Origin of the sequence: Haloferax sp. ATCC BAA-644 (assembly GCF_000336975.1) — an archaeon.
GTDB classification, from domain to species: Archaea; Halobacteriota; Halobacteria; order Halobacteriales; family Haloferacaceae; genus Haloferax; species Haloferax volcanii.
Genome location: NZ_AOLF01000025.1, coordinates 26,497 through 48,034, shown reverse-complemented (window position 1 = coordinate 48,034; position 21,538 = coordinate 26,497). Strand labels below are relative to the sequence as shown.

21 protein-coding genes are annotated in these 21,538 nt (G+C 69.1%); 8 read left to right on the top strand and 13 right to left on the bottom strand.

What is annotated here, in order from left to right; translation table 11 throughout:
• Window positions 1-39: 39 nt before the first annotated feature.
• From C458_RS11990 to C458_RS11945, 10 genes are all read right to left on the bottom strand, one after another.
• Window positions 40-384: a hypothetical protein gene (locus C458_RS11990; protein WP_013035460.1), complete on the bottom strand. Its 345-nt coding sequence runs from the start codon at window positions 382-384 to the stop codon at window positions 40-42.
• Between the two features lie 88 nt (window positions 385-472).
• On the bottom strand, window positions 473-721 hold the full coding sequence (locus C458_RS11985) for a DUF5816 domain-containing protein (protein WP_004042840.1): 249 nt from the start codon (window positions 719-721) through the stop codon (window positions 473-475).
• Window positions 722-760: 39 nt separating this feature from the next.
• The gene (locus tag C458_RS11980; protein WP_004062279.1) at window positions 761-1,126 is read right to left on the bottom strand and encodes an iron-sulfur cluster assembly accessory protein; all 366 of its coding nucleotides are present in this window, start codon (window positions 1,124-1,126) and stop codon (window positions 761-763) included.
• 96 nt (window positions 1,127-1,222) lie between these two features.
• Window positions 1,223-2,503 (bottom strand): histidinol dehydrogenase, encoded by a 1,281-nt coding sequence (hisD, locus tag C458_RS11975; RefSeq protein WP_192815239.1) that lies wholly within the window; start codon window positions 2,501-2,503, stop codon window positions 1,223-1,225.
• An 86-nt stretch (window positions 2,504-2,589) separates the two neighbouring features.
• Window positions 2,590-3,822, bottom strand: coding sequence for an Nramp family divalent metal transporter (locus tag C458_RS11970; RefSeq protein WP_008576024.1), 1,233 nt, complete (start codon window positions 3,820-3,822; stop codon window positions 2,590-2,592).
• 226 nt (window positions 3,823-4,048) lie between these two features.
• Window positions 4,049-4,645 (bottom strand): hypothetical protein, encoded by a 597-nt coding sequence (locus C458_RS11965; RefSeq protein ID WP_049896855.1) that lies wholly within the window; start codon window positions 4,643-4,645, stop codon window positions 4,049-4,051.
• A gap of 71 nt (window positions 4,646-4,716) precedes the next feature.
• On the bottom strand, window positions 4,717-4,989 hold the full coding sequence (locus C458_RS11960) for a hypothetical protein (protein WP_008576022.1): 273 nt from the start codon (window positions 4,987-4,989) through the stop codon (window positions 4,717-4,719).
• A 127-nt stretch (window positions 4,990-5,116) separates the two neighbouring features.
• Window positions 5,117-6,253, bottom strand: coding sequence for an alanine--glyoxylate aminotransferase family protein (locus C458_RS11955; protein WP_008576021.1), 1,137 nt, complete (start codon window positions 6,251-6,253; stop codon window positions 5,117-5,119).
• Window positions 6,254-6,406: 153 nt separating this feature from the next.
• Entirely contained in the window at window positions 6,407-9,601 is a 3,195-nt protein-coding gene (locus C458_RS11950; protein WP_008576020.1) for an FAD-binding and (Fe-S)-binding domain-containing protein, read from the bottom strand.
• A 124-nt stretch (window positions 9,602-9,725) separates the two neighbouring features.
• Entirely contained in the window at window positions 9,726-10,301 is a 576-nt protein-coding gene (locus tag C458_RS11945; RefSeq protein ID WP_008576019.1) for a flavodoxin domain-containing protein, read from the bottom strand.
• A 148-nt stretch (window positions 10,302-10,449) separates the two neighbouring features.
• Between C458_RS11945 and thiE the strand changes: the two genes are divergently transcribed.
• The 4 genes from thiE to C458_RS11925 all read left to right on the top strand — a co-directional run bounded on the left by thiE (window position 10,450) and on the right by C458_RS11925 (window position 13,725).
• A complete protein-coding gene (gene thiE, locus C458_RS11940) occupies window positions 10,450-11,082 on the top strand; it encodes a thiamine phosphate synthase (protein WP_008576018.1) in 633 nt (210 codons plus the stop codon).
• Window positions 11,079-11,975, top strand: a complete 897-nt coding sequence (gene thiM / locus C458_RS11935) for a hydroxyethylthiazole kinase (protein WP_008576017.1) — start codon at window positions 11,079-11,081, stop codon at window positions 11,973-11,975. The genes thiE and thiM overlap by 4 nt, the downstream gene beginning before the upstream one ends.
• Entirely contained in the window at window positions 11,976-12,815 is an 840-nt protein-coding gene (gene thiD, locus C458_RS11930; RefSeq protein WP_008576016.1) for a bifunctional hydroxymethylpyrimidine kinase/phosphomethylpyrimidine kinase, read from the top strand.
• Window positions 12,816-12,927: 112 nt separating this feature from the next.
• A complete protein-coding gene (locus C458_RS11925; RefSeq protein ID WP_008576015.1) occupies window positions 12,928-13,725 on the top strand; it encodes an HpcH/HpaI aldolase/citrate lyase family protein in 798 nt (265 codons plus the stop codon).
• 7 nt (window positions 13,726-13,732) lie between these two features.
• Here the strand turns inward: C458_RS11925 and C458_RS11920 are convergent, their stop codons facing one another.
• Both C458_RS11920 and C458_RS11915 read right to left on the bottom strand, forming a co-directional pair.
• Window positions 13,733-14,485, bottom strand: a complete 753-nt coding sequence (locus tag C458_RS11920; RefSeq protein ID WP_008576014.1) for a class I SAM-dependent methyltransferase — start codon at window positions 14,483-14,485, stop codon at window positions 13,733-13,735.
• Window positions 14,486-14,526: 41 nt separating this feature from the next.
• Window positions 14,527-15,411 (bottom strand): aldo/keto reductase, encoded by an 885-nt coding sequence (locus tag C458_RS11915; RefSeq protein ID WP_008576013.1) that lies wholly within the window; start codon window positions 15,409-15,411, stop codon window positions 14,527-14,529.
• A 144-nt stretch (window positions 15,412-15,555) separates the two neighbouring features.
• Here C458_RS11915 and C458_RS11910 point away from each other — a divergent pair, with 144 nt between their 5' ends.
• From C458_RS11910 to C458_RS11900, 3 genes are all read left to right on the top strand, one after another.
• On the top strand, window positions 15,556-16,545 hold the full coding sequence (locus tag C458_RS11910) for a ring-cleaving dioxygenase (RefSeq protein WP_008576012.1): 990 nt from the start codon (window positions 15,556-15,558) through the stop codon (window positions 16,543-16,545).
• 151 nt (window positions 16,546-16,696) lie between these two features.
• Window positions 16,697-17,809 carry an alanine--glyoxylate aminotransferase family protein gene (locus C458_RS11905; RefSeq protein ID WP_008576011.1) on the top strand — a complete coding sequence of 371 codons (1,113 nt, stop codon included), beginning with the start codon at window positions 16,697-16,699 and terminating at the stop codon, window positions 17,807-17,809.
• A gap of 13 nt (window positions 17,810-17,822) precedes the next feature.
• Window positions 17,823-18,194, top strand: coding sequence for a tautomerase family protein (locus C458_RS11900; protein WP_008576010.1), 372 nt, complete (start codon window positions 17,823-17,825; stop codon window positions 18,192-18,194).
• Here C458_RS11900 and C458_RS11895 read toward each other — a convergent pair.
• Window positions 18,155-20,023, bottom strand: a complete 1,869-nt coding sequence (locus tag C458_RS11895; RefSeq protein ID WP_008576009.1) for a PAS domain S-box protein — start codon at window positions 20,021-20,023, stop codon at window positions 18,155-18,157. The two genes, C458_RS11900 and C458_RS11895, sit on opposite strands and share 40 nt — an antisense overlap.
• 143 nt (window positions 20,024-20,166) lie before the next feature.
• Here C458_RS11895 and C458_RS11890 point away from each other — a divergent pair, with 143 nt between their 5' ends.
• Window positions 20,167-21,525, top strand: a complete 1,359-nt coding sequence (locus C458_RS11890; RefSeq protein ID WP_008576007.1) for an NRAMP family divalent metal transporter — start codon at window positions 20,167-20,169, stop codon at window positions 21,523-21,525.
• Window positions 21,526-21,538: the final 13 nt, after the last annotated feature.

Genomic DNA, 21,538 nt, shown 5'->3' with positions numbered 1-21,538 from the left:
GGGCTGAGAAAACGTTTGGGCGAAGACGCCCCGTTTCGATTACGTGTTCGTGCCGTGAACGACCTCGTAGTCGTTCCCACCACCGTTCGACACGCCGATGATTGCCCACTCGTATGGAAGGTCGATACCGCGAAGCCGCTCTCGAAGCGCGCTGATGTGGTCGTCCCACGTCACGAAGCAGCGGAACCGATACGGTGTCTCGGTGCCGCCGTCTGCGAGCACCGGACGGCATTCGGTCGCTTCGCGCGAACTCAGTGCGGTCACGTGGACCGTACGCCACTTGCGTTCGGCCAGCATATCGGGTCCGTCCCCCGAGACGGAGTAGCCGAGCCGGCCGAATATCGACCGAGCCTCCTGAACGGGAGGCATCGAAGCCTGGGCCATGCACGTCTACGTACACCCGCACTCCTGATAAAGATTGTCACGCCATACCATACCAATAATTGACGAACGGTCGCGCCGAGACGCCCGGCTACTCGTGAGCGGCGTCCCACTCCTCGGGTTTGCGGACGTTCCCGCAGTTGTTGCACTCGATGCGGGCCATCGTGTCCATCGCGGTGTCGAACGAGTCGCAGTTGCCGCAGAGATAGCCCCATCGGTTCTCGGCGTCCTCGGTCGAATAGACGACGTAGAACGGTCCCTTCGAACCGCGTTCGGGCTCGTCGGTGGCGACGAAGACGGTCTTACCGCTCGATACGGTCTGGGTCTGGAGTTCGGCCATGCCACCGATTCGCGCGCGGGTGGCTTAAGAAATTGGTCCCTACGTCCGGAACGACTCGCCGCAGCCGCAGCTGCTCTCGGCGTTCGGGTTGTTGACGTGGAAGCCCGCGCCTTGCAGGCCGCCCTCGAAGTCGAGGGTCGAACCGCCGATGTAGTTCATGCTCGCGGGGTCGACGAACACGCGGAGGCCGTGCTGTTCGACGACGGTGTCGTCGTCTTCCGGTTCGTTGTCGAAGCGCATCCCGTAGGACAGTCCGGCGCAGCCGCCCTGCTGGACGAACAGCCGAAGTCCGGCCACGTCGGTGTCCATCGACTCCCCTTCGAGGAGGGAGACGGCTTCGTCCGCGGCCGCGGGCGTGACCGTGACCGCCACATCGCCGCCGCCACTCGCGGATTCCGTGCTCATACGTCCCACTATACTGTGGGAACGGATAACTGTGGCGCAGGCGGAACTTCGCGCGCCGCCCCGGTAGGCTGTGGCTACCCGGTGGAACGCCTCAGTTCACTCTTCGAACCGCTCGCGGACGCTCCGGGCGTGGGCGTCGAGACCCTCCGCTTCCGCGAGCGTCGTAATCGTCTCGGAAAGCTCCGACAGCCCGTCGCGGTCGAGGCGCTGGACCGTCGTCGAGCGGACGAAGTGGTCCACCGAGAGCCCGCCCTGTCGCTTCGCGCCGCCGCCGGTCGGGAGGACGTGGTTCGTCCCGGAGGCGTAGTCGCCGGCCGCGACGGGCGTGTACGGGCCGAGGAAGACGCTCCCAGCGGAGTCGATGCGCTCTAACAGCGCCTCGTCGTCGTCGGCCTGAATCGTCAGGTGCTCGGCGGCGTACTCCTCGGCGAACAGCACCGCCTCGGACATCGACCGCGCGAGGAGGACGCCCGACGCGTCGCTTTCGAACGCAGCCTCGATAGTCTCCGTGCGCTCGCGCTCGCCCGCCTGTCGCTCGGCCTCCGCGACGACATCGGCGGCGAGGTCGGCGTCGTCGGTGACGGCGACGACCGACGCGTTCGGGTCGTGTTCGGCCTGCGCGACGAGGTCGGCGGCGACGAACCGCGCCTCGGCGGTCTCGTCGGCGACGACGAGCACCTCGGAGGGGCCGGCGAGGAAGTCGATGTCAACGTCGCCGCGGACCTCGGCCTTCGCCGCCGTGACCCACTTGTTGCCCGGGCCGACGACCTTCTGGACGGCCTTCACCGTCTCCGTGCCGTAGGCGAGCGCGGCGATGCCCTGCGCGCCGCCGACCGAGTAGACCGCGTCCGCGCCCGCGACGTGCATCGCGGCGAGCGTGACGGGGTTCATCGGCTCCGCGGGCGGCGTGGCGACCGCGACGTGTTCGACGCCCGCGACCTTCGCGGGGATGACGCCCATCAGGACGCTCGACGGGTAGGCGGCGGTGCCGCCGGGGGCGTAGACGCCGACCCGGTCGAGCGGCCGGTAGCGACGCCCGAGTTCGCGGGTGCCGTCGCCACCGAACTCCTCGCGCCAGTCCTCGGGGACCTGTTTTTCGTGGAACGCGCGGACGTTCGCCGCGGCGGCCTCGATGGCCTCGCGCACGTCGTCGTCGAGTTCGTCGTAGGCGCGCTCGGCGGCGTCGGTCACGTCGATGTTGCCGACCTGGACGCCGTCGAACTCGTTTGAGAACTCCCGGACCGCAACGTCGCCCTCGCGGCGGACGCGCTCGACGATGTCGCGCACGTCGGACCGGACCTCCCCGACGCCGGCGTCCCGCTCGAAGAAGGCGCGGCGGGCGTCGGTGCCGAGGTCGGCCAGTTCGCGAACCTCGATGTTCATACCCCGGCTTTGCGGCCGGCGCGAAAAGTCGTTGCGGAAGCGGTGGGGCGGGCTGTCGGCGGGCGACTGCCGTCGTCCCGTCACCCGAGGAGCGTCGAGTACAGGAGCCAGCCGTTCAGGGCCACGATAACGGCGATGACGACGCCGAGGACGCCGGTCGTGGTCGCCCGGTTGCGGAAGTTTCCCATCAGCGACGCCTCGTGGGTGAACCAGAGGAGCGGAATCAGGACGAACGGGAGCTCGAAGCTCAGCGCGACCTGCGAGGCGACGAGCACCGACGTGGGGTCGAAGCCCGCGGCGACGATGAGGAGACTCGGCACGAGCGTGACCGACCGCCGGAGCCAGACGTTGATGTTGAGGTCCAGAAAGCCGTCCATGACGGTCTGGCCGGCCATCGTCGCCACGAGCGACGACGAGAGCCCGGCGGCGATGAGCGCGACGCCGAACGCGAGGCTCGCGTTCGCCCCGAAGACGCCGCTGAGGGTGACGTACGCCTCTTCGAGCGTTTCGATGCCCGTCCCCTGAAGCGCGGCGGCGGCGACGATGAGCATCGCGGCGTTCACGAACATCGCGCCGAAGAGCGCGACGACGGTATCGAGGCGCTCCAGCCGGAAGTGTCGGCGGTGGACGGCCTCGGTGTCGCCGTCGGACTCGATGAGCCGGTCGCGGCGGTCCTGTACGATGTACGGGTGGAGATAGACGCTGTGCGGCATCACGGTCGCGCCGAGGATGCCGATGGCGACGTACAGCGCCGAGGCGTTCGGCACGGTCGGGACGAGGCCGGAGGCGACGGTCGAAGCGGTCGGTCTCGCCAGCGCCATCTCGAAGACGAACGCGAGGGCGATGACGCCGACGAGCGACATGATGGTGAGTTCGACCCAGCGGAACCCCCGTTTGTGTGCGGTCCGAACGCCGAGCAGGGCGAACGAACTCACCGCCGCGAGGACGGCTCCGGCCCACAGCGGCAAGGAGAAGACGAGGCTGAACCCGATGGCGGCCCCGATGATTTCGGCCATGTCGGTGGCGACCATCGCCAGTTCCGCGGCGGCCCACAGGACCACGACGACGGGACCTGAAAAGCGCTCCCGGCAGAGCTGTGCCACGCCCTTCCCGGTGGCGATGCCGAGTTTGGCGGCGAGCACCTGAATCCCCATCGCCATGACGCTGGCGAGGACGATGACCCACAGCAGGGCGGGACCGAACTTCGCGCCGCCCGAGATGTTTGTCGCCCAGTTACCGGGGTCCATGTAGGCGACGCTGATGATAAAGCCGGGGCCGAGGTACGAGAGCAGTTCGCGGAGCGAGGGGCGCATCCCCTACCGCCACCTCGGTTGTTCACGTACGCAAATGTCTGAATTTGCCATGTCTAAATAATAGTTTTATCTACCCAGTAAAACTGCTGTCGGTCGTTTCAGACGCGAACCACAGTCGCGGTGTCAGTCGGAAGCGTGACGGCCGGCCCACCAGTGACCGAAGACTAGCGCGCGACGGGGATGGCGGGGGGGTTCGTCGTTCAGTCCCGCGCCGCGGCCTCTCCGACTACGCCACGTCGCGCTGTTCAGTGTACGTCAGCGTCTGGTTGTCCGTCTCGATGGTCGTCTGGACCGTAATCCAGCCGTCCGCCTGCTGGACCGCGAACGCCTCCGAGTACGACAGTTCGACGCGCTTCGTCGTCGTGTACGACTCGCCGGCCGCGAGGTCACCGACCGCTTGGGTCCCGCGCCAGACCTCGTCGTCCGGGTCGGTGTCGTTGCCGACGAAGATGCGACTGTAAACGGTGACGCCGGAGCTGTCGGTGTCCTGTTGGTTCGTTATCGTGCTCGTCACGTCGCGGCAGGTCTGTCCGCACTCCTCGATGTCGTCGACGACGACGCCGAACGGCGGCCTCGATTGGGTCTCGGTCGCGTCACCGTCGCCGCTATCGCCGTCGTTGCTCCCGGTGTCGCTCCCGCCGGCGTCGCTGCTGTCTCTCCCGCCGCCGTCGGGCGACGCGGTCGTCTGCGTGGGGAACGCTCCGTCGGGGGCGTCGGCGGAGGTAGTGTCAGCGAACGGTCCGATTCCCGCCAGGAACGCGGCGACGACACCGGCCGTGAGCAGGACCAGCACTGTCGCGGCGACGAAAGCTGTGCGTCTCATAACTGAGTCGGGACCTCATATTGGGCGGCTGTCATGTGCCACGTTGCTCGATAGCGTCGGGTCACACTTAGTTACGCACCCGAAACGTCGTTCGCGCGGTCGCTCAGCGAGTCCCCGAGCGACCCGTCGAGGGCCCCGCTCAGGAAGTCGCTCACGAGGTCGTGGACGCCTGAGACGAACTCGGGGACCGGGTCGGGGAGTTCGCCGGGCGGCCCCCGCTGGCCGGCCTCGGACGCGGGGGACGATTCGCGCGCGGTGTCGTTCGGTGCGGCGGCGGCGACGCCCGCGGTCGTGACGAGGACGGCGAGCGAGACGCCGACGAGGGGGAGTCTGCGTCGGTTCATGGTGAGTCGCTCCGGTCGCCACTCGCGGGTCGATGCTCATGAAAAGCGGACACCGTGGCGGGCGTTTTGCGTCGGTTTCGCTGAGTTTCGACGCGAATTACGGCGAATTACCGCCGGTTCGGAGCCGTTACTGGTTCAGCGCTTCGCGCATGGCGGCGAAGCCGGCTTCGGGGTCCACGTCCGCGCCCTGCGCCTCCAGCGCCTCGCCGAGGGCGGTCAGGAGGAACGAGACGTTCTCCGGCCGCGCCGAGTGGCCCATGCAGCCGACGCGGAAGATGTCGCCCGCGAGCGCGCCGAGGCCGCCGGCGATTTCGAGGTCGTAGTGGTCGAGCACGTAGTCGATTGCCGCGCCGGCGTCCACGCCGTCGGGGACGAGCACCGCGTTGAGGCTCGGCAGCCAGTACTCGTCTTCGGGATTGAGGCCGAGGCCCATCGCCTCGACGCCGGCTTTCAGCGCGCCCGCGACCCGGCGGTGGCGCGCCCACCGCGCTTCGATGCCTTCCTCCGCGACCAGTCGGAGCGCCTCGCGGATGGCGTAGACGTTGGTGATGGGCGCGGTGTGGTGGTACGAGCGGTCGTCGCCCCAGTAACCCTCCAACAGCGACAGGTCGAGGTACCACGAGCGGGGCGGCTCCTCCCGCGAGAGCACCTTGTCCATCGCGCGGTCGTTGAGCGTCAGCGGGCTCGCGCCCGGCGGGCACGACAGGCACTTCTGCGGGCCGGAGTAGGCCACGTCGATGCCCCAGTCGTCGACTTCGAGTTCGACCCCGCCGAGCGAGGTGACGGTGTCGGCGACGACGAGCGCGTCGTGGTCGTGGGCGATGCTCGTCAGTTCGGGCACGCTCGGCTGTTTCACGCCCGTCGAGGTCTCGGCGTGGACGAACCCGAACACGTCCGGCTGGTGCTCGTCGAAGGCGTCCTGTACGTCCGCGGAGTCGAGCGGCTCGCCCCACGGCGCGTCCACGTGGACGACCTCGCCGCCGGCGCGCTCGGCCATCGACTCCATGCGCCCGCCGAAGTAGCCGTTCGTCGGGACGAGCATCGTGTCACCCGGTTCGACGAGGTTGCCGATGGCCGCCTCCATCGACGCCGACCCGGTCCCCGAGACCGGAATCGTCCACTTGTTATCGGTGCGGAACGCGTAGCGCATAAGCTCCTGCACCTCGTTCATGACCTCGATAAACGACGGGTCGAGGTGGCCGACGAGCGGCGTGGACATCGCGCGGAGCACGCGCGGGTGAACGTCGCTCGGGCCGGGGCCCATCAGCGTGCGATTCGGCGGGCTGAGTTCGCCGACATCGGGTGCATCGGACATGGTCTGCCTTCACCTGCCACGCAAACCGGCAAAAGGGATGTGATTGCGGAACGTCGCGAAACGAAGCAGACATCGACCGGTCTCCCAGTCCGCTCAGCCCGCTCAGCCCGACAGCGCCTGCGCGACCTTCTCTATCGGGTGCGGCGGTCGCCGCGCCGCGTCGTCCCTGTCTTCGAGTTGCGTCCGACACGACGCGCCGGGGGCGACCACCTCGTCGCCCCGGCTGTCGTCGACCTGCTTGAACAGGATGTCTCCCATGGCCTTCGAGAGGTCGTAGTGTTCGGCCTCGTAGCCGAAGCTCCCGGCCATGCCGCAGCAGCTCGAATCCAGCGGGTCGACCTCGTAGCCGACCCGCCGGAGGACGCCCACCGCGTGGTGGTCCTTGTTCAGCGCCTTCTGGTTGCAGTGGCCGTGGTAGGTGAGCGAGCCGAGCGTACCGCCGTCAGCGACCGCGGAGGCGACGGTCCCGGCCGCGTCGCCGTCGGCCGAGCGCCCGCGAACCGGGAGGGACTCGTCCAATCGGTGGGTGTCGAGGAACTCCATGACGCCGGAGGCGGCCGCGGCGACCGGGGCGACCGCGTCGTCCGGCAGGAGGTCGGCGTACTCGTCTTGGAACATCACCGCGTCGGAGGGCTCGACGAAGACGACCGACCAGCCGTTTTCCACCGACGGGCGGAGCGTCTCGACGTTGTGGCCCGCGCGCCGCCGCGCGAGGTCGAGGAAGCCGCCGGAGTAGGCGGCGCGACCGCTCGGCTCGACGCCCTCCGCGAGGCGGACGTGGACGCCGGCGGCCTCCAGCACCCGCACCGCCGCCTTCCCGATTTCGGGCGTGACGTAGTTCGTGTAGGTGTCGGGAAACAGGAGGACGCGGTGGTCCGCCTCGCTCGCCGGCACGCGGGGTCGTCGCCCGTCCATCCACGATTCGAGCGTGTCGCGGGTGAACGAGGGGAGCGACCGGTCGGGGGCGACGCCCGCGAGTCGCTCCATCGCGGCCCGCGCGCCCGGGAGTTCGGCCGCCCAGTTCGAGACGGGCGCGAGGGCGCTGCCGACGCCGGCCAGTCGGTCGATGTTGGCGAACAGGCGCTCGCGAAGCGACGCGCCTTCCTCGGCGTGGTGGGCGTGTTTCACCTCGGCTTTGAGCTTCGCCAAATCGACGCCGGTCGGGCAGTCGTTCTGACAGCCCTTACAGCCGACGCAGAGCCCGAGGACCTCCTCTTGGAAGCGGTCCGAGTGAATCTCGTCCTCGGGGAGTTCGCCCGAGATGGCCGCCCGAAGCATGTTCGCCCGCCCGCGAGTCGTCTCGGCTTCGTCCTTCGAGGCGCGGTAGGTCGGACACATCGTCTCCGACCCGGTCTGCCGGCAGGTACCGCAGCCGTTACAGAGTTCGACGAGGTGCGAGAATCCGCCCTCGTCCGAGAAGTCGAGCGTCGTCGCTGGCTCGATAGACTGGTAGGCCGCGCCGTATCGGAGGTGCTCGCGCATGTCCGCGCCGACGCCGCGGTCGCCGTCCGGCCCGAGGTCGTCGGGGCCGTCGCGGTAGACGACGTTCCCGGGGTTCATGCGCCAGTCGGGGTCGAACGCCGTCTTCAACTCCTTGAACGCGCCCCAGAGTTCCGGACCGTACATCTTGGGGTTCCACTCGGTTCGGGCCATTCCGTCGCCGTGCTCGCCCGAAAAGGCTCCGCGGTGGTCCAACACGAGGTCGGTCACGTCGTCGGTGATGGCGCGCATCGTCTCGATGCCCGCGCCGTCTTTCAGGTTCAGAATGGGGCGGATGTGAAGCGTCCCCGCGCCGGCGTGGGCGAAGTACGCGGCCGAGGTGCCGTGGGCTTCCAGCACGTCTTCGAACGACTGGACGTACTCCGCCAGCTCCTCGGGCGGGACGCTCGCGTCCTCGATGAACGGGTAGGGCTTCGGGTCGCCCGGCAGTGACATGAGAAGCGGTATCGCCGCCTTGCGAAGTTTCCAGAGGTCGGCCTGCGCCGCGGGCGTGTACGCCTCGATGGCCTCGAACGCGCCGCCGTCGTCGGTGTCGGTGTCGGTGTCGTCGGCGTCGTCGCCCGCCGCCGGCACGTCACCCGCCGCCGACCCGGCGTCGCCGTCTCGCAGGAAGTGGTCGTTCGCCTCGCGAATCACGGCCTCGAAGTCGTCGTGCAGTTCCGAATCGAACTCCAGCATCAGCGTCGCCGCCGTCCCGTCGGGAATCTCCTCGACGTACTGGGCGTACTCGCTGGACTCGGCGGCCATCCGCAACACCTCGTCGTCCATGAGTTCGACCGCGCTGGCGTCGAAGTCGAGCGCGTCGGGGACCGCCGCCATCGCCTCGACGAGGTCGTCGTAGGCGTAGAGGACGAGCGCCGTCTCCTCGGGGACCGTCACGAGCGACACGGTGGCCTCGACGACGACGCCGAGGGTGCCCTCCGCGCCGACGAACAGTTTCGAGAGGTTGACCACCGTCTCGCCGTCGTCGGTCTCGGAGACGACCTTGTGGAGGTTGTAGCCCGACACCGACCGCTTGAGGTTCGGATACCGCCGCTCGATTTCTTCCTCGTGGTCCTCGACGAGACCCAGCACGGTCCGGTAGAGGGCGGCCTCGCGGTCGTCCTTGCCGACGATGCGGTCCCACTCGTCGCTCCCGACGACCACGTCGCGGGTGTGGACGACCGAGCCGTCCGCGAGGACGACCCGCAGCTCCTCGGTGTAAGCGTCGGTGATGCCGTAGCGGACCGAGTGCGCGCCGGTGGAGTTGTTGCCGATGCCGCCGCCCACGGTCGAGCGGTTCGAGGAGGCGGGGTCCGGCGCGAACTTCAGGCCGTGGTCCGCGAGGCGGTCGTCGAGGTCGTCCTGCACCACGCCGGGTTGGACCCGCGCCCGCCGCGCGTCGGGGTCCACGCGGACGATTTCGTCCATGTACTTCGAGCAGTCGACGACGACACAGCCGGGGCCGACGGTCTGGCCCGCCAGCGACGACCCCGCCCCGCGCGGGAGCACGGGCACGTCGTGTTCGGCCGCCGTCCGCACCGCGGCGCGAACGTCGTCCTCGTTGCGGGGGACGACCACGCCCGCCGGGCGCGCCCGGTAAATCGAGCCGTCGGTCGCGTACAACACCTGCGCGTACTCGTCGAACCGCACCTCGCCGGAGACGGCTTCCCGGAGGTCGGCGGCGAGGTCGGCGTGTTCGGCCACGTCCGCCACGTCGTAGTCGCGCGACTCCTGAAATCGCCGGAAGTCGCCCCGTCTCTCGCCGTCCGTCTCCGCCGTGATTCGTGTCGCCCGTGAAGGGCCGTCACCAGACATTATCACCTATAATCGTGTAAGATGGCAAAAACCTGTGTGTGGCTCGCTACGTTTGCCCGAAGCGGTAGTCGGTCGCGACGGGTCGGGTTCGTCTCCCGCGGGTCGGGCGGGTCGCCGCGCCCGCTCAGACCGCCGCGCCGCCTGCGGCGGTGCCCGCCGTCGATTCCACGTACTCGGAGAAGTCGGCGGCGAACGACTCGACTTCGTCCCAGTCGGTGTACTCGTAGTCCCGGGACGTGTCCGTGTCGCCGGTCGCGTCCGTGGCGATGCGCTTCATCACCAGCCGGGTGAGAAAGCCGTACTCGGAGTACCGAAGCGCCCCGCCGAACGCGGCCATCCGCTCGGGGTGCCAACCGCTCTCTTCGATGAACTCGTCGATGTACGTCGCGACCTCGGCGCGGGCGTCCGCGTCGTCGAGCGCCGACGACAGCGACACTTGGAAGAAGCCGTTGGGCCGCGCCTCGATGTCGTCGCGGTGCTCGCGGACGAACCCGTACACCGACTTCGAGTGCGCGCCGAGGTGAATCGACGACCCGACGAGCACCGCGTCGGCGTCAACGAGCGCCTCGGCGGCGGCGGCGTCGTCGACCGATTCGGTCCGCACGTCGTGTCCGTGGGCCGCCAGCGCCACCGCGATGCGCCCGGCTATCTTCTCGGTCTGTCCCTCCTTGCTCCCGTACGCGACGAGTATCGTCCCCATACAGCTCACCGCGTTCCTGTTAGCTCTCTCACACCATAACGGCAGCCGGCAGCTCTCAGCCGCCGGGAATCCGGCCGGACGACGCCCGGAGGAGGAACTGTTTTCCCCGTCGCCGCATCACTCCAAAATACAACTCATGAATACCTCGATGGGAACCTATCTGGTCACGCAGTCGGACCGCTCCGGCGGGCGGTCGACGCCGGACGTGGTGCGGGCCGCGGTCGACGGCGGCGTCGACGTCGTTCAACTCCGCGAGAAGCACGCGAGCGCCCGCGACCGCTACGAGGTCGGCCGCGAGGTTCGCGCCGTGACGGCCGATGCGGGCGTCCCGCTCGTCGTCAACGACCGGGTCGATATCGCGGCCGCCATCGACGCCGACGGCGTCCACCTCGGCGACGACGACGTGCCCGTCTCGGTCGCGCGCGAACAGCTCGGCGAGGGCGCAATCGTCGGCCGGTCGGTCTCGACCGTCGCGGGCGCGAGCGCCGCCGAGGAGGCCGGCGCGGACTACCTCGGCGTCGGCGCGGTGTTCGCCACCGATACGAAGGAGACGAACCCGGAGCAGTCCGAAATCGGGACCGAGCGCGTCTCCGCCATCGCGGACGCCGTCTCGATTCCGTTCGTCGGTATCGGCGGCGTCACGCCCGACAACGCCGCCGACGTGGTCGCCGCCGGAGCCGACGGCGTCGCGGTCGTGTCGGCCATCACCGCCGCTGACGACCCCGCCGACGCGACCCGCCACCTCGCTGATTCGGTCGCCGCCGGGAGGAACCGCCGATGAGCGGACGCGACGGCTCGGACGGCGCGGGTGGGTCGGGCGGCTCGGACGACGCGACCGGTGCGGGCGGCGTCCCCGACGTGGCGCTGGACGAGGCGCTCGCCGCGGTCGCGGGCGAGCAACCGCTCATCAACTCGGTCACGAACGACGTGACGGTCAACGACGTGGCGAACGTCACGCTCTACTGGGGCGGCCTGCCGGTCATGTCCGACGACGAGCGCGAGGTCGGCGACATGGTCGGAATTGCGGACGGCTGTCTGCTCAACATGGGGACCGTGAGCGAGTCCGGCGAGGAGACGATGCTGACCGCCGGTCGCGCCGCCAACGAGCGCGGCGTCCCCCTCGTGGTCGACCCCGTGGGCGTCGGCGCGACCCCGACGCGCGACCGGGTCGCGGACCGCCTCGTCACCGACCTCGACGTGGACGTGCTCAACGGCAACTACGGGGAGATATCCGCGCTCGCCGGCGACGACGCCGAGGTCCGCGGCGTCGAGTCGGTCGGGGAGTACGCCGAAATCGCCGCCGCGGCCGTCGAGTGCGCCCGGAAGACCGGCGCGGTCGTCGTCGCCTCCGGCGAGACCGACATCGTCGCCACCGAGGAGGCAGCTTTCGAGGTCGACACCGGCCACTCGATGATGGGCGCGGTCGTCGGCACCGGCTGTATGCTCGGCGCGACGCTCGCCGTGTTCGGGGCCGCCCTCGACGACCCGCTTGCGGCGGTGCTCTCCGGGACCGCGGCGTACGGACTCGCGGGCGAACTCGCCGCCGAGGGCGCGTTCGGGGACTACCGCGGCCCGGCGAGCTACAAAATCGCCTTCCTCGACGCGGTCGCGGGACTCGCGGACGCCTCGACGCCAGACATCGCCGACCGAATCGACCGAATCGAGGTGCGGTAGATGCCGGGAACCGCGCCCGACCCGCAGACGCCGCCGTACGCCCTCACCATCGCCTCCAGCGACTCCGGCGGCGGCGCGGGTATCCAGGCCGACCTGAAGACGATGACCCGACTCGGCGTCTACGGCGGGTCGGTCATCGTGGCCGCGACCGCCCAGAACACCCGCGGCGTCGAGGGGTCGCACGTCTTCCCGACCGAGTCGATTCGCGCCCAGTACGAGGCCGTCGCCGACGACTTCGACATCGCCGCCGTGAAACTCGGGATGCTGGCGACGGCCGAGGCCGTCGAGACGGTCGCCGGCTGCCTCGCTGACTACGACGGCCCGGTCGTCCTCGACCCCGTGATGGTCGCCACCTCCGGCGACCGACTGCTGGCCGAGGACGCCGTCGACGCCTACGACGCCCTGTTCGCGCGCGCGACGCTCGTCACGCCGAACGCCGACGAGGCCGAGGCGCTGACGGGCGTGTTCCCCGACTCCCCGGCGGCCGTCTCCGAGGCCGCCGACTGGTTCTTCGACCGGGGTGCCGACGCCGTGCTCCTGAAGGGCGGCCACGTCGCCACCGACGGCGACACCGTGGTCGACACGCTCGTCACGCCGACGGAGACGACGACGTTCGTCAACCCGCGCATCGACTCGGCGGCGACCCACGGCTCCGGGTGTACGCTTTCGAGCGCCGTCGCCGCCCGTCTCGCCCGCGGCGACGACCTCACAGACGCGGTCCGGCACGGCATCGAGTTCACGCGTGCGACCCTCGCTGAACCCGCCGACGTGGGCGGGGGCGCGGGGAGCGTGAACCATCTCGTCGGCGTCGGCGACGGCTGGACGCCCGACGAGTCGTAAGGGACGACCGACGACCGACGACCGACGACCAACGACCGGCGACCGACGACCGGCGACGCGGCTCTCCGACGCTCGTCACGCCCCTTTTCCGGCTACGTGTCGTATCACGAACATGGTAGCGACACCATCATCGAACGCGCTCCGCGCCCGAATCGAGGCCGGCGGCGTCGCGCTCGGCGTCCTCGACAACACCTACAGCCCGACGCTCGTGGAGTTCTACGGCGAACTCGGTCTCGACTTCGTCTGGCTTGACCTCGAACACGGCGGGCCGAGTTCGCTCGACTCGGGCGCGATGGAAGACCTCCTCCGCGCGGCGGAGCGAACCGGCGTCGAGCCGCTGGTTCGACTCCCGACGACAGACCCCGAGTTCGTCCGGAAGGCCCTCGACCTCGGCGTCAGGAACGTCTTCCTCCCGCGCGTGGAGTCGGCCGCGGAGGTCCGCGCGGCGGTCCGGTCGGCCCGCTTCACCTACGGCGACGGCCCCGGCGACCGCGGCCTCGCGTCGCCCCGCGCCCGCCGGTGGGGCCTCGCCGACGACTACGTGGCCGCCGAGGACCGCGAGACGCTCGTCGGCGCGACCATCGAGACCGCCGAGTCGCTCGCGGACCTCGACGCGATTCTCGACGTGCCCGAACTGGGCTTCGTCTTCATCGGCCCGTTCGACCTCTCGGTGGCGCTCGGCCACCCCGGCGAGATAGACCACCCGGACGTACAGGAGGCCGTCGAGCGAATTCGCTCGGCCGCGGTCGAGGCCGGCGTCTCCGTCGGCGGTCTCGGGTTCGGCATGGACGACGTGAACGAGAAGGCGGAAAACGGCTATCAACTCATCAATCTCGGCAGCACTACCGGCGCGCTCAAGGGCGTCGTCGACGGCTGGCTCGACGACGCAGCAGTCGACCGCGGGGAGTAGCGGCCGCCTATTCGGGAGCGTCCGCCGCCGCCGCCGAGTCGGACAGCCGCATCGCCACGCTGTACATCTCGCCCGCGGACTCCGATTCGACCGCGTCGGCGACGCGCTCGACCTCGGCGGCGAGCGTCCCGCCCACCGGGTCGGGAACGTCGGCCGCGAACGATGTCGCCACCGACGCGTGTGCCTCGACGTGGCTTTCGGACCACGGCACCGGGTCGAGCAGGGTCAGTTCGCGGTCGACGCGCCAGCCGTACCCCGAAAACAGCGCCCCGAGCGCGTCGGCCGGGTAGAACGTCAGCGCGGGTCGCCCGCGGGCCAACTGGCTCGCCGCGTTTTCGAGCGCGAACAGCTCCCGAATCGCGGCGTCGTCGGGGAGCGGTTCGTAGTCGTCCACGACGAGGTGACAGCCGGGCGCGGCGACCCGCGTCAGTTCGCGCGCGACGGCGGCCGGCGACTCGGGACCGACGAGGTTGAACAGCCCGTGGGCGGTGACGACCTCGACCGAGTCGTCGGGGAGCGGGAGGCTCCGAACGTCGGCTTCCAACACGGCGGTCCTCGCTCTGTCCGTCGGCGACGGGGCCACGCGGTCGCGGACGAGAGTCGCGTGCTCCGGGTCGTTCGTGACGGCGTAGACGCGTTTCGCGCCCGCGTCGAGGAGTCCGGCGGTCGCGTTGCCGGTCCCCGCGCCGGCCTCCAGACAGACCGCGCCCCGGACCGGTCGGTCGTCGAGGGCGGCCGTGACGGTCGTTGGAACGTCCATTGGCGGCGGATGGAACCCGAGGCGGGGGTCGTCTCGCCTCGCTAGTGGTGCAGTTGCTCCGGCACCGGGCTCTCGTCGTGGCGGAGGCGCTCGACGAGCGACCGCTGGGCCGTCTCGTCCATGCCGTTGTACCGCGTCGCGGCGTCGAGAACCATCGCGACGAGCTTCGGGTCGCCCGGCGTGACGACGCTCGTGAGGCCCTGCGCGGCCGCGAAGTCGAACCGCTCCGCGATTTCGTTCGGGGTGTCGACCGGCTCGTACCAGTTGGGGAACGGTCGGTCGGCCTCGGGCAGTTCGTCGGTGTCGGGCCACGGGCCGCGGGCGAACGCCTTGATGCCGAGCGTGCCGATACCGGCCTCTTCGGCCGCCTCGAACACGCCCTCGTAGTCGTGTTCCTCGTCGCCCTTGCCGACGACGACGGGGTTCAGCGGGAACATCAGCGTTTCGAGATCGTCGATGCGGTCGATGGCGTCGCGGATGAGTCCCGGATTCCCGTGGCTCGTCAGGCCGATGTGGCCGATTTTTCCCTCGTTTTTCGCCTCGCGGAAGGCCGCGAGCGCGCCGTCGTCGGCCGTGATTTCGTCCAGTTCGGACTCGTATTCGAGGCCGTGGACCTGATAGAGGTCGATGTAATCGACGCCGAGGCGGTCGAACGAGCGGTCGAGCTTCCGTTTCGCGCCCTCGTACCCTCGCTCTTGGGTCTTACAGCCGAGGAAGATGTCCTCGCGGTGCTGGCGGAGCTTCGGCCCCAGTTTGAGCTCCGCGTCGCCGTAGGTCGGGGCCACGTCGAAGTGGTTGACGCCCTTCGAGAGGACGTGTTCGACCATCTGGTTCGCGCCCTCCTGTTCGAGCCAGTTGAGCGCGATAGCGCCGAACGTCGCGATGCTACTCTCGTGGCCGGTGTCGCCGAGTGCGCGGGTTTGCATATCTCGACTGTCATCGTCGATGGGCAAAAACGTGTGTCTCACCGATTCGACTGCCGGGTCCGTGCGAGCGGCGATGACGCCGCCGCGACCCGGTAACACTCGCGTCAGCGGATACTCAAGTCCTTGCGGCCCGTAGGACCGGCCATGGTAGACATCACGCCCACACCCGGCATCCACCACGTCACCTGCATCGCGGGCGACCCGCAGGAGAACCTCGACTTCTGGGTCGAGACGCTCGGACTCCGCCTCGCCAAGCGCTCCATCAATCAGGACGACCCCAGCACGTACCACTTCTTCTTCACGGACGCGGAGGGGACCCCCGGCACGAGCATGACGTTCTTCCCGTGGGAGAACCTCTCGCGGGGGAAGGTCGGCACCGGACAGGTCTCGCGGACCGCGTTCCGCGTGCCCGAGGGGAGCCTCGACTACTGGGAGGACCGATTCGACGAGTACGGCGTCGACTACGACGAGCGAGTCGAGCGATTCGGTGAAACGGTCCTCCCCTTCAGCGACCCCGACGGTCTCCCGGTCGAACTGGTCGAAGTCGAGATTCCCGACGACGACCCGACCGTCCCGTGGACCGAGTTCGTCCCAGAAGACGTTGCGATTCGCGGCTTCCACTCCGTAACGCTCTGGCTGGCCGACCCCCAACCCACCGAAGACCTCCTCGAAACGATGGGCTTCGAGCGCGTCGGCACCGAGGAAGCGCAGGGCGACACCCCCGGCGACGAGCGGACGCGGTTCGCCGCGACCGGGAGCGTCGGGACGTACGTTGACGTGCTGCCGACCATCGAGAGCAGCCGACAGGGCCTCGGCACGGTCCATCACGTCGCCTTCCAGACGCCGACCGACGAGGACCAAGAGGCGATGCGCAAGGCCGTCCAGTCGAAGGGCCTGCGCCCGACGGCCCAAATCAACCGCCACTGGTTCCGGTCGGTCTACTTCCGCGAGTTCGGCGGCGTGCTGTTCGAACTCGCCACGAGCGACCCGGGCTACACCGCCGACGAACCCCTCGACGACCTCGGCGGCCGCCTCGTCCTCCCCGGCGAGTTCGAAGGTCGGCGCGAGCAGATAGAGGCCGGCCTGACCGACGTGACGGTGCCGCGGGCCGAGGCCGCCGAGGCCGACGACTGACTCCCGACCCCGAACCGGTCCGGCACCGTTCCCGCCCGGTGGACGCCCCGTTTTGTCCCGTGTTAACACCACCTGAGCGACTGCGACGAGTGTCGCAATCACAAGTACCATCATCGCCCACGACGCAGTGACCCGTATTCAGGTGGATGACGTGACGGAAAAACGCGAATACACGGACGACTATCAGGACAAGACGCTGTACATCCCCGGTCCGACCGAGGTGCGCGAGGACGTCATCGCGGAGATGTGCCAGCCGATGTTCGGCCACCGCATGGACCGCATGACCGACCTCTATACGACCATCGTCGAGGACACGAAGGAGTTCCTCGGCACGGACAACGACGTGATGATTCTCACGGGGTCGGGCACCGAAATCTGGGAGTCCTCGACGCTCAACCTCGTCGACGAGAACATCCTCGTGCCGACCTGCGGGAGCTTCAGCGAGCGCCACGCGAACGTCGCGGAGCGCCTCGGCAAGAACGTCGACCGCATCGAGTACGAGTGGGGACGGGCCATCAAGCCCGAGGACATCCGCGAGGCGCTCGAATCCAGCGACAAGCAGTACGACGTGGTCGCCACCGTGATGAACGAGAGTTCGACCGGCGTCCGCAACCCCATCGAGGAGATCGGTGACGTGGTCTCCGAGTACCCCGACACCTACTTCGTCGTCGACGCGGTGTCCGCCCTCGGCGGCGACTACGTCGACATCGACGAGCACGACATCGACGTCATCTTCGCCTCGTCGCAGAAGGCGTTCGCCATGCCCCCGGGGCTGGCCATCTGCACCGTCAGCGACGAGGCGTACGAGCGCGAACTGTCGAAGGACTCCGCGTCGTGGTACGGCGGTTTCCAGCGCGCCCTCGACTACTACGACCGCAAGGGCCAGACCCACTCGACGCCCGCGATTCCCATCATGCTCGCGTACCGCAAGCAGATGAAGCACATGCTCGACGAGGGCCACGAGGGCCGCGACAAGCGCCACCGCGAGATGGCCGAGTACACCCGCGAGTGGGCCTACGAGCACTTCGATATGTTCCCCGAGGAGGGCTACGAGTCCCAGACCGTCGCCTGCATCGAGAACACGCAGGGTATCGACGTCGCCGCCACCATCGAGGCGGTCAACGAGAAGTACGACATGGCGTTCTCGAACGGCTACGGCTCCGCGCTCGGGGAGGAGACGTTCCGCATCGGCCACATGGGCGAACACGACGTGGAGTCCATCAAGGCGCTGACCGACGCCATCGAAGACGTGGCGGACCTGTAGAGCCCCGCCGCAGATGCCGCATCTCCAGTTCGACCTCGACTTCGAGGTCACGGCGCGCGAGGCGGACCAGTTCGCGACCGAGATGGCCGAGTTGTACGCCGAACGGATGGACGCCGACACCGACTACGCCGCCGTCAGCGTCCGCGAAGCCCGGGCGATTCACCTCGGCCGGGCGACCGGAGACAAGACCGTCGTCTTGCAGGCCGACATCCGGGCGGGCCGGACGGCGAACCGGAAGCGCGACCTCGCCCTCGCGGTCATCGAGGCCGTCACCGAGCGGTTCGGCGTGCCGGAGTCGAACCAGAAGGTCGTCTTCACCGAACACGAGGGGAGCCAGATGATGGGTTACGACCGCGTCGGGGACGACTGGTCCGAGTCGGACTGACCGCCGTCGACGAGTCGGAGTTCGACCGCGAAGACGGACCCGCTGGGGTCGTTGTCCTCGACCCGCACGTCGCCGCCGTACTTCTCGACGAGCGACTGCACGAGGTACAGTCCGAGCCCGGTCCCCCGACTCTCCAGCCCCTTTTCGTCCTTGGCGAAGATGGCGTCTTTCCGCTCGTCCGGGACGCCGCGGCCGTCGTCGGCGACGCGGACGACGACGCGGCCTTCGCGCTCGTCGTGCGCGACGGACACGTCGACAGTCGGCTCGTCTTCGTCGGTGTGCTGGATGGCGTTCATCAGGAGGTTTCGGAAGACGGAGCCGAGCATGTCGTCGGCGAGCACCGTGACCGGGGGCACCTCGCCGTCGACCGCCACGTTCGCGTCCGGTGCCATGTCGCGGACCGACGCGAGTTCCGCGTCCAGCACCCCCCGGAGGGGAACCGGCTTGGTCTCGACCCCTCGGGTGCTCATCATCTCGGCCATGTCGCGGGCCGTCTTCGTCAGTTCGACCGCGTGGTTCGCGCGCTTCCGGACGATTTCGACGTACTCCCGCGCGTCGTCGTCGTCGACGTACTCAGCGAGCAGTTCCGCGTAGGCGGTCACTAACTGCAGGTCGTTGCGAACGTCGTGGCGGACGACCTGATTCAGGACCCCGAGCTCGTCGCGCTGCGTTTCGAGGAGGCGATTCTGTTCGCGGAGCTCCGCTTCGTAGCGCTTCCGCGTCGTGATGTCGCGGGCGACGCTCAACACGACCGTCTCCCCCCGGTAGGTCACGAGGCTCGAACTGATTTCGACGGGTATCTCTCGACCGTCTTTCGCCCGGTGGACCGTTTCGAACACCTGCGTCCCGTCGGTCGGCATCTGGGTGACGAGCGCCGACGCCTCGTCGTCGCTGAGCCCCGCGTCGATGTCGTGGACCGTCATCGAGAGGAGTTCGTCCCGCGAGTAGCCCAGCAGCTCCACCGCGGTCTCGTTCACCGCGAGGATGTGGCTGTCGATGTCGATGACCCAGACGGTGTCGTTCATCCCGTCGATGAGCTCTTGGTACTCCTCGCGGGCGCGCTTCAGTTTCTGCTCTCGCTCCTGTCGTTCGGTGACGTCCCTCGATACGCCGATGACGCCGACGACCTCACCGGCCATCTGAAGCGGCGCGAAGCGATAGCTCAGTATCCGCGATTCGCCGTCCGGCGTGACGAGTTCGGTCTCGCCTTCGAGGGAGTCTATCTCGCCGTCCAAGAGCCGCTGATACGGGTCGCCCGGGCGTTCCTCGCGAATCGTCTCGACGAGGCGGCTCCGCTCGCCTTCGAGTTCGGCGGGCGTCGCCCCGTAGAGTCCGGCGAAGAAATCGCTCACGAGTATGAACCGCCCATCGCGGTCGTACAGGCACGCCCCCTCGAGTATCTGTTCGAAGACGCGTTCGTAGACGACCGACGGATCGACCGGTCGCCGGCCGGACGCCGCGACCGCCCGCTCGACTCGGGCGGCCACCTCGTCGTACCCCTCCGGCCCTCGGACCCGGACGTAGTCGGTGACGCCGGCGTCGAGGGCGTCGCTCGCCGTCACCTCGCAGTCCCCGCCGGCGACGACGAGAAACGGCAGCGCGGCGTCTCGCTTCCGAACCGCGGCGAGGAAGTCGAGCGCGTCGGTCGCTCCCACGTCGTCCGCCGAGACGACGCAGTCGAAACCGGCGTCGGCATCGGCGTCGTCGAGCAGTGTCAGCCCCGCAGCCGCGGTTCGAACCTCCTCGATGTCGACCCGTGGTAGCCGCCGACGGACGGCCTCGGTGACCGCCGCCGCGACGCCCGAGTCAGCGGCGACGAGGAGTCTCATTGTGCCGACACCATCGTTCATTATCTGTGTTTGTCGCGAACATCGGATAAAACATCGCGTGCCACCCCCCGCAACGCGGGGAATTACTCGGTTGTATCACCCAGTAGCAACACTTTTGTGACGACCGCCGAGACCACGACGGCATGAACGAACCCAGACTCGACGTATCGGCGGTGACGGGCGGCGACTGGCGGGGATATCTCTCGGAGATGGGGCCGTCGTGGGTCGCCGGTGCCGTGGCGGCGGGGCCGGCGACGATGGCGACCGTGCTCACGGCCGGCGCGACGTTCGGCTACGCGATGCTGTGGGTCGTCGTGCTCTCGGCGGTGCTCGGGGCGTCGGCGCAGTATCTCTCGATGCGGCTCGGCCTGCTCACGGAGGACGGCATCGTCTCGGTCGTGGAACGCGAGTTGGGCGACGGCTGGGCGTGGGTGCTCGTCGCCGACGCGGTGCTGGCCGCGGGGCTGGCTCAGTTGGTCATCATGCAGGGCCTCGCGAACGTGAGCGCGACGATAACCGGCGTCGACGCCCGCGTCTGGGGCGTCGTGTGGGCGGTCGTCCTCGCCGCCGGCCTCGCCGGACGCGGCTACCGCTTCGTCGAACTCCTCGCGAAGGGACTCGTGGCGGCCGTCGTCGTCGCGTTTCTCGCGTCGCTGGTGTTGGTTCCCATCGACCCGGCGGCCGCGGCCGGTGGGCTCGTCCCTCGCATCCCGTCCGGCGTCGACGGCGCGCTCGTCGCCGCCGGCATCCTCGGCGGCGCGGTCCACATCACGCTCATCACGATGCACTCGTACACGATGCGCGCCCGCGACTGGACGACCCGCGACTACGGGCTGGCGACGTTCGACGTGGGCGCGTCGATGCTCGTCGCCTTCGGCGTTTACAGCCTCGCCATCTTCCTCGTCGCCGCGAGCGTCCTCCACAGCCCCGAGGTGGCCGCGGGCGACCTCACGGCGGTGGCGGCCGCGCAGGCGCTCGGCCCGATTGCGGGCGCGAACGCCAAGTGGCTGTTCCTGCTCGGCCTCTTGGGCGCGGCCGTCTCCACGCTCGGCGGCAACACCGTCGTCCCGCCGTTCCTCGTCGCCGACAAACTCGGCTGGGGGACGGACCTCTCGGACGGCCGCTACCGCGCGCTCCTCGCCGGCGTGGCGCTGTTCTCCGGCGTCGGCGCGTTCCTCGGCGGGGCCTTCTTCCCGCTTCTCGTGTTGGTGCTGGCGTTCGGCCTCGTCGGCACGCCGTTCGCCATCGCCGTCGTGCTCGTCTTACTCAACGGCGACGCGGTCTCGGAGCCGAACTCGACGCTGGCGAACCTCGGCGGCGTCGTCCTGTTCGCGGTCACGACGGTTCTCGCCGCGAATTTCGTCCGCTCGCGGGCGCTTTCCGACCTCGGCGACCCGCTTTCCGTCTTCGTCGTCGTCTTCGCCGCGGCGATGGGGGCGGCGACGCTCGGCCTGCTCGGGAAGTTCGTCCGCGAGACGGTCGGGCGACCGACCGCGGCCTGACCTGAATCCGAAC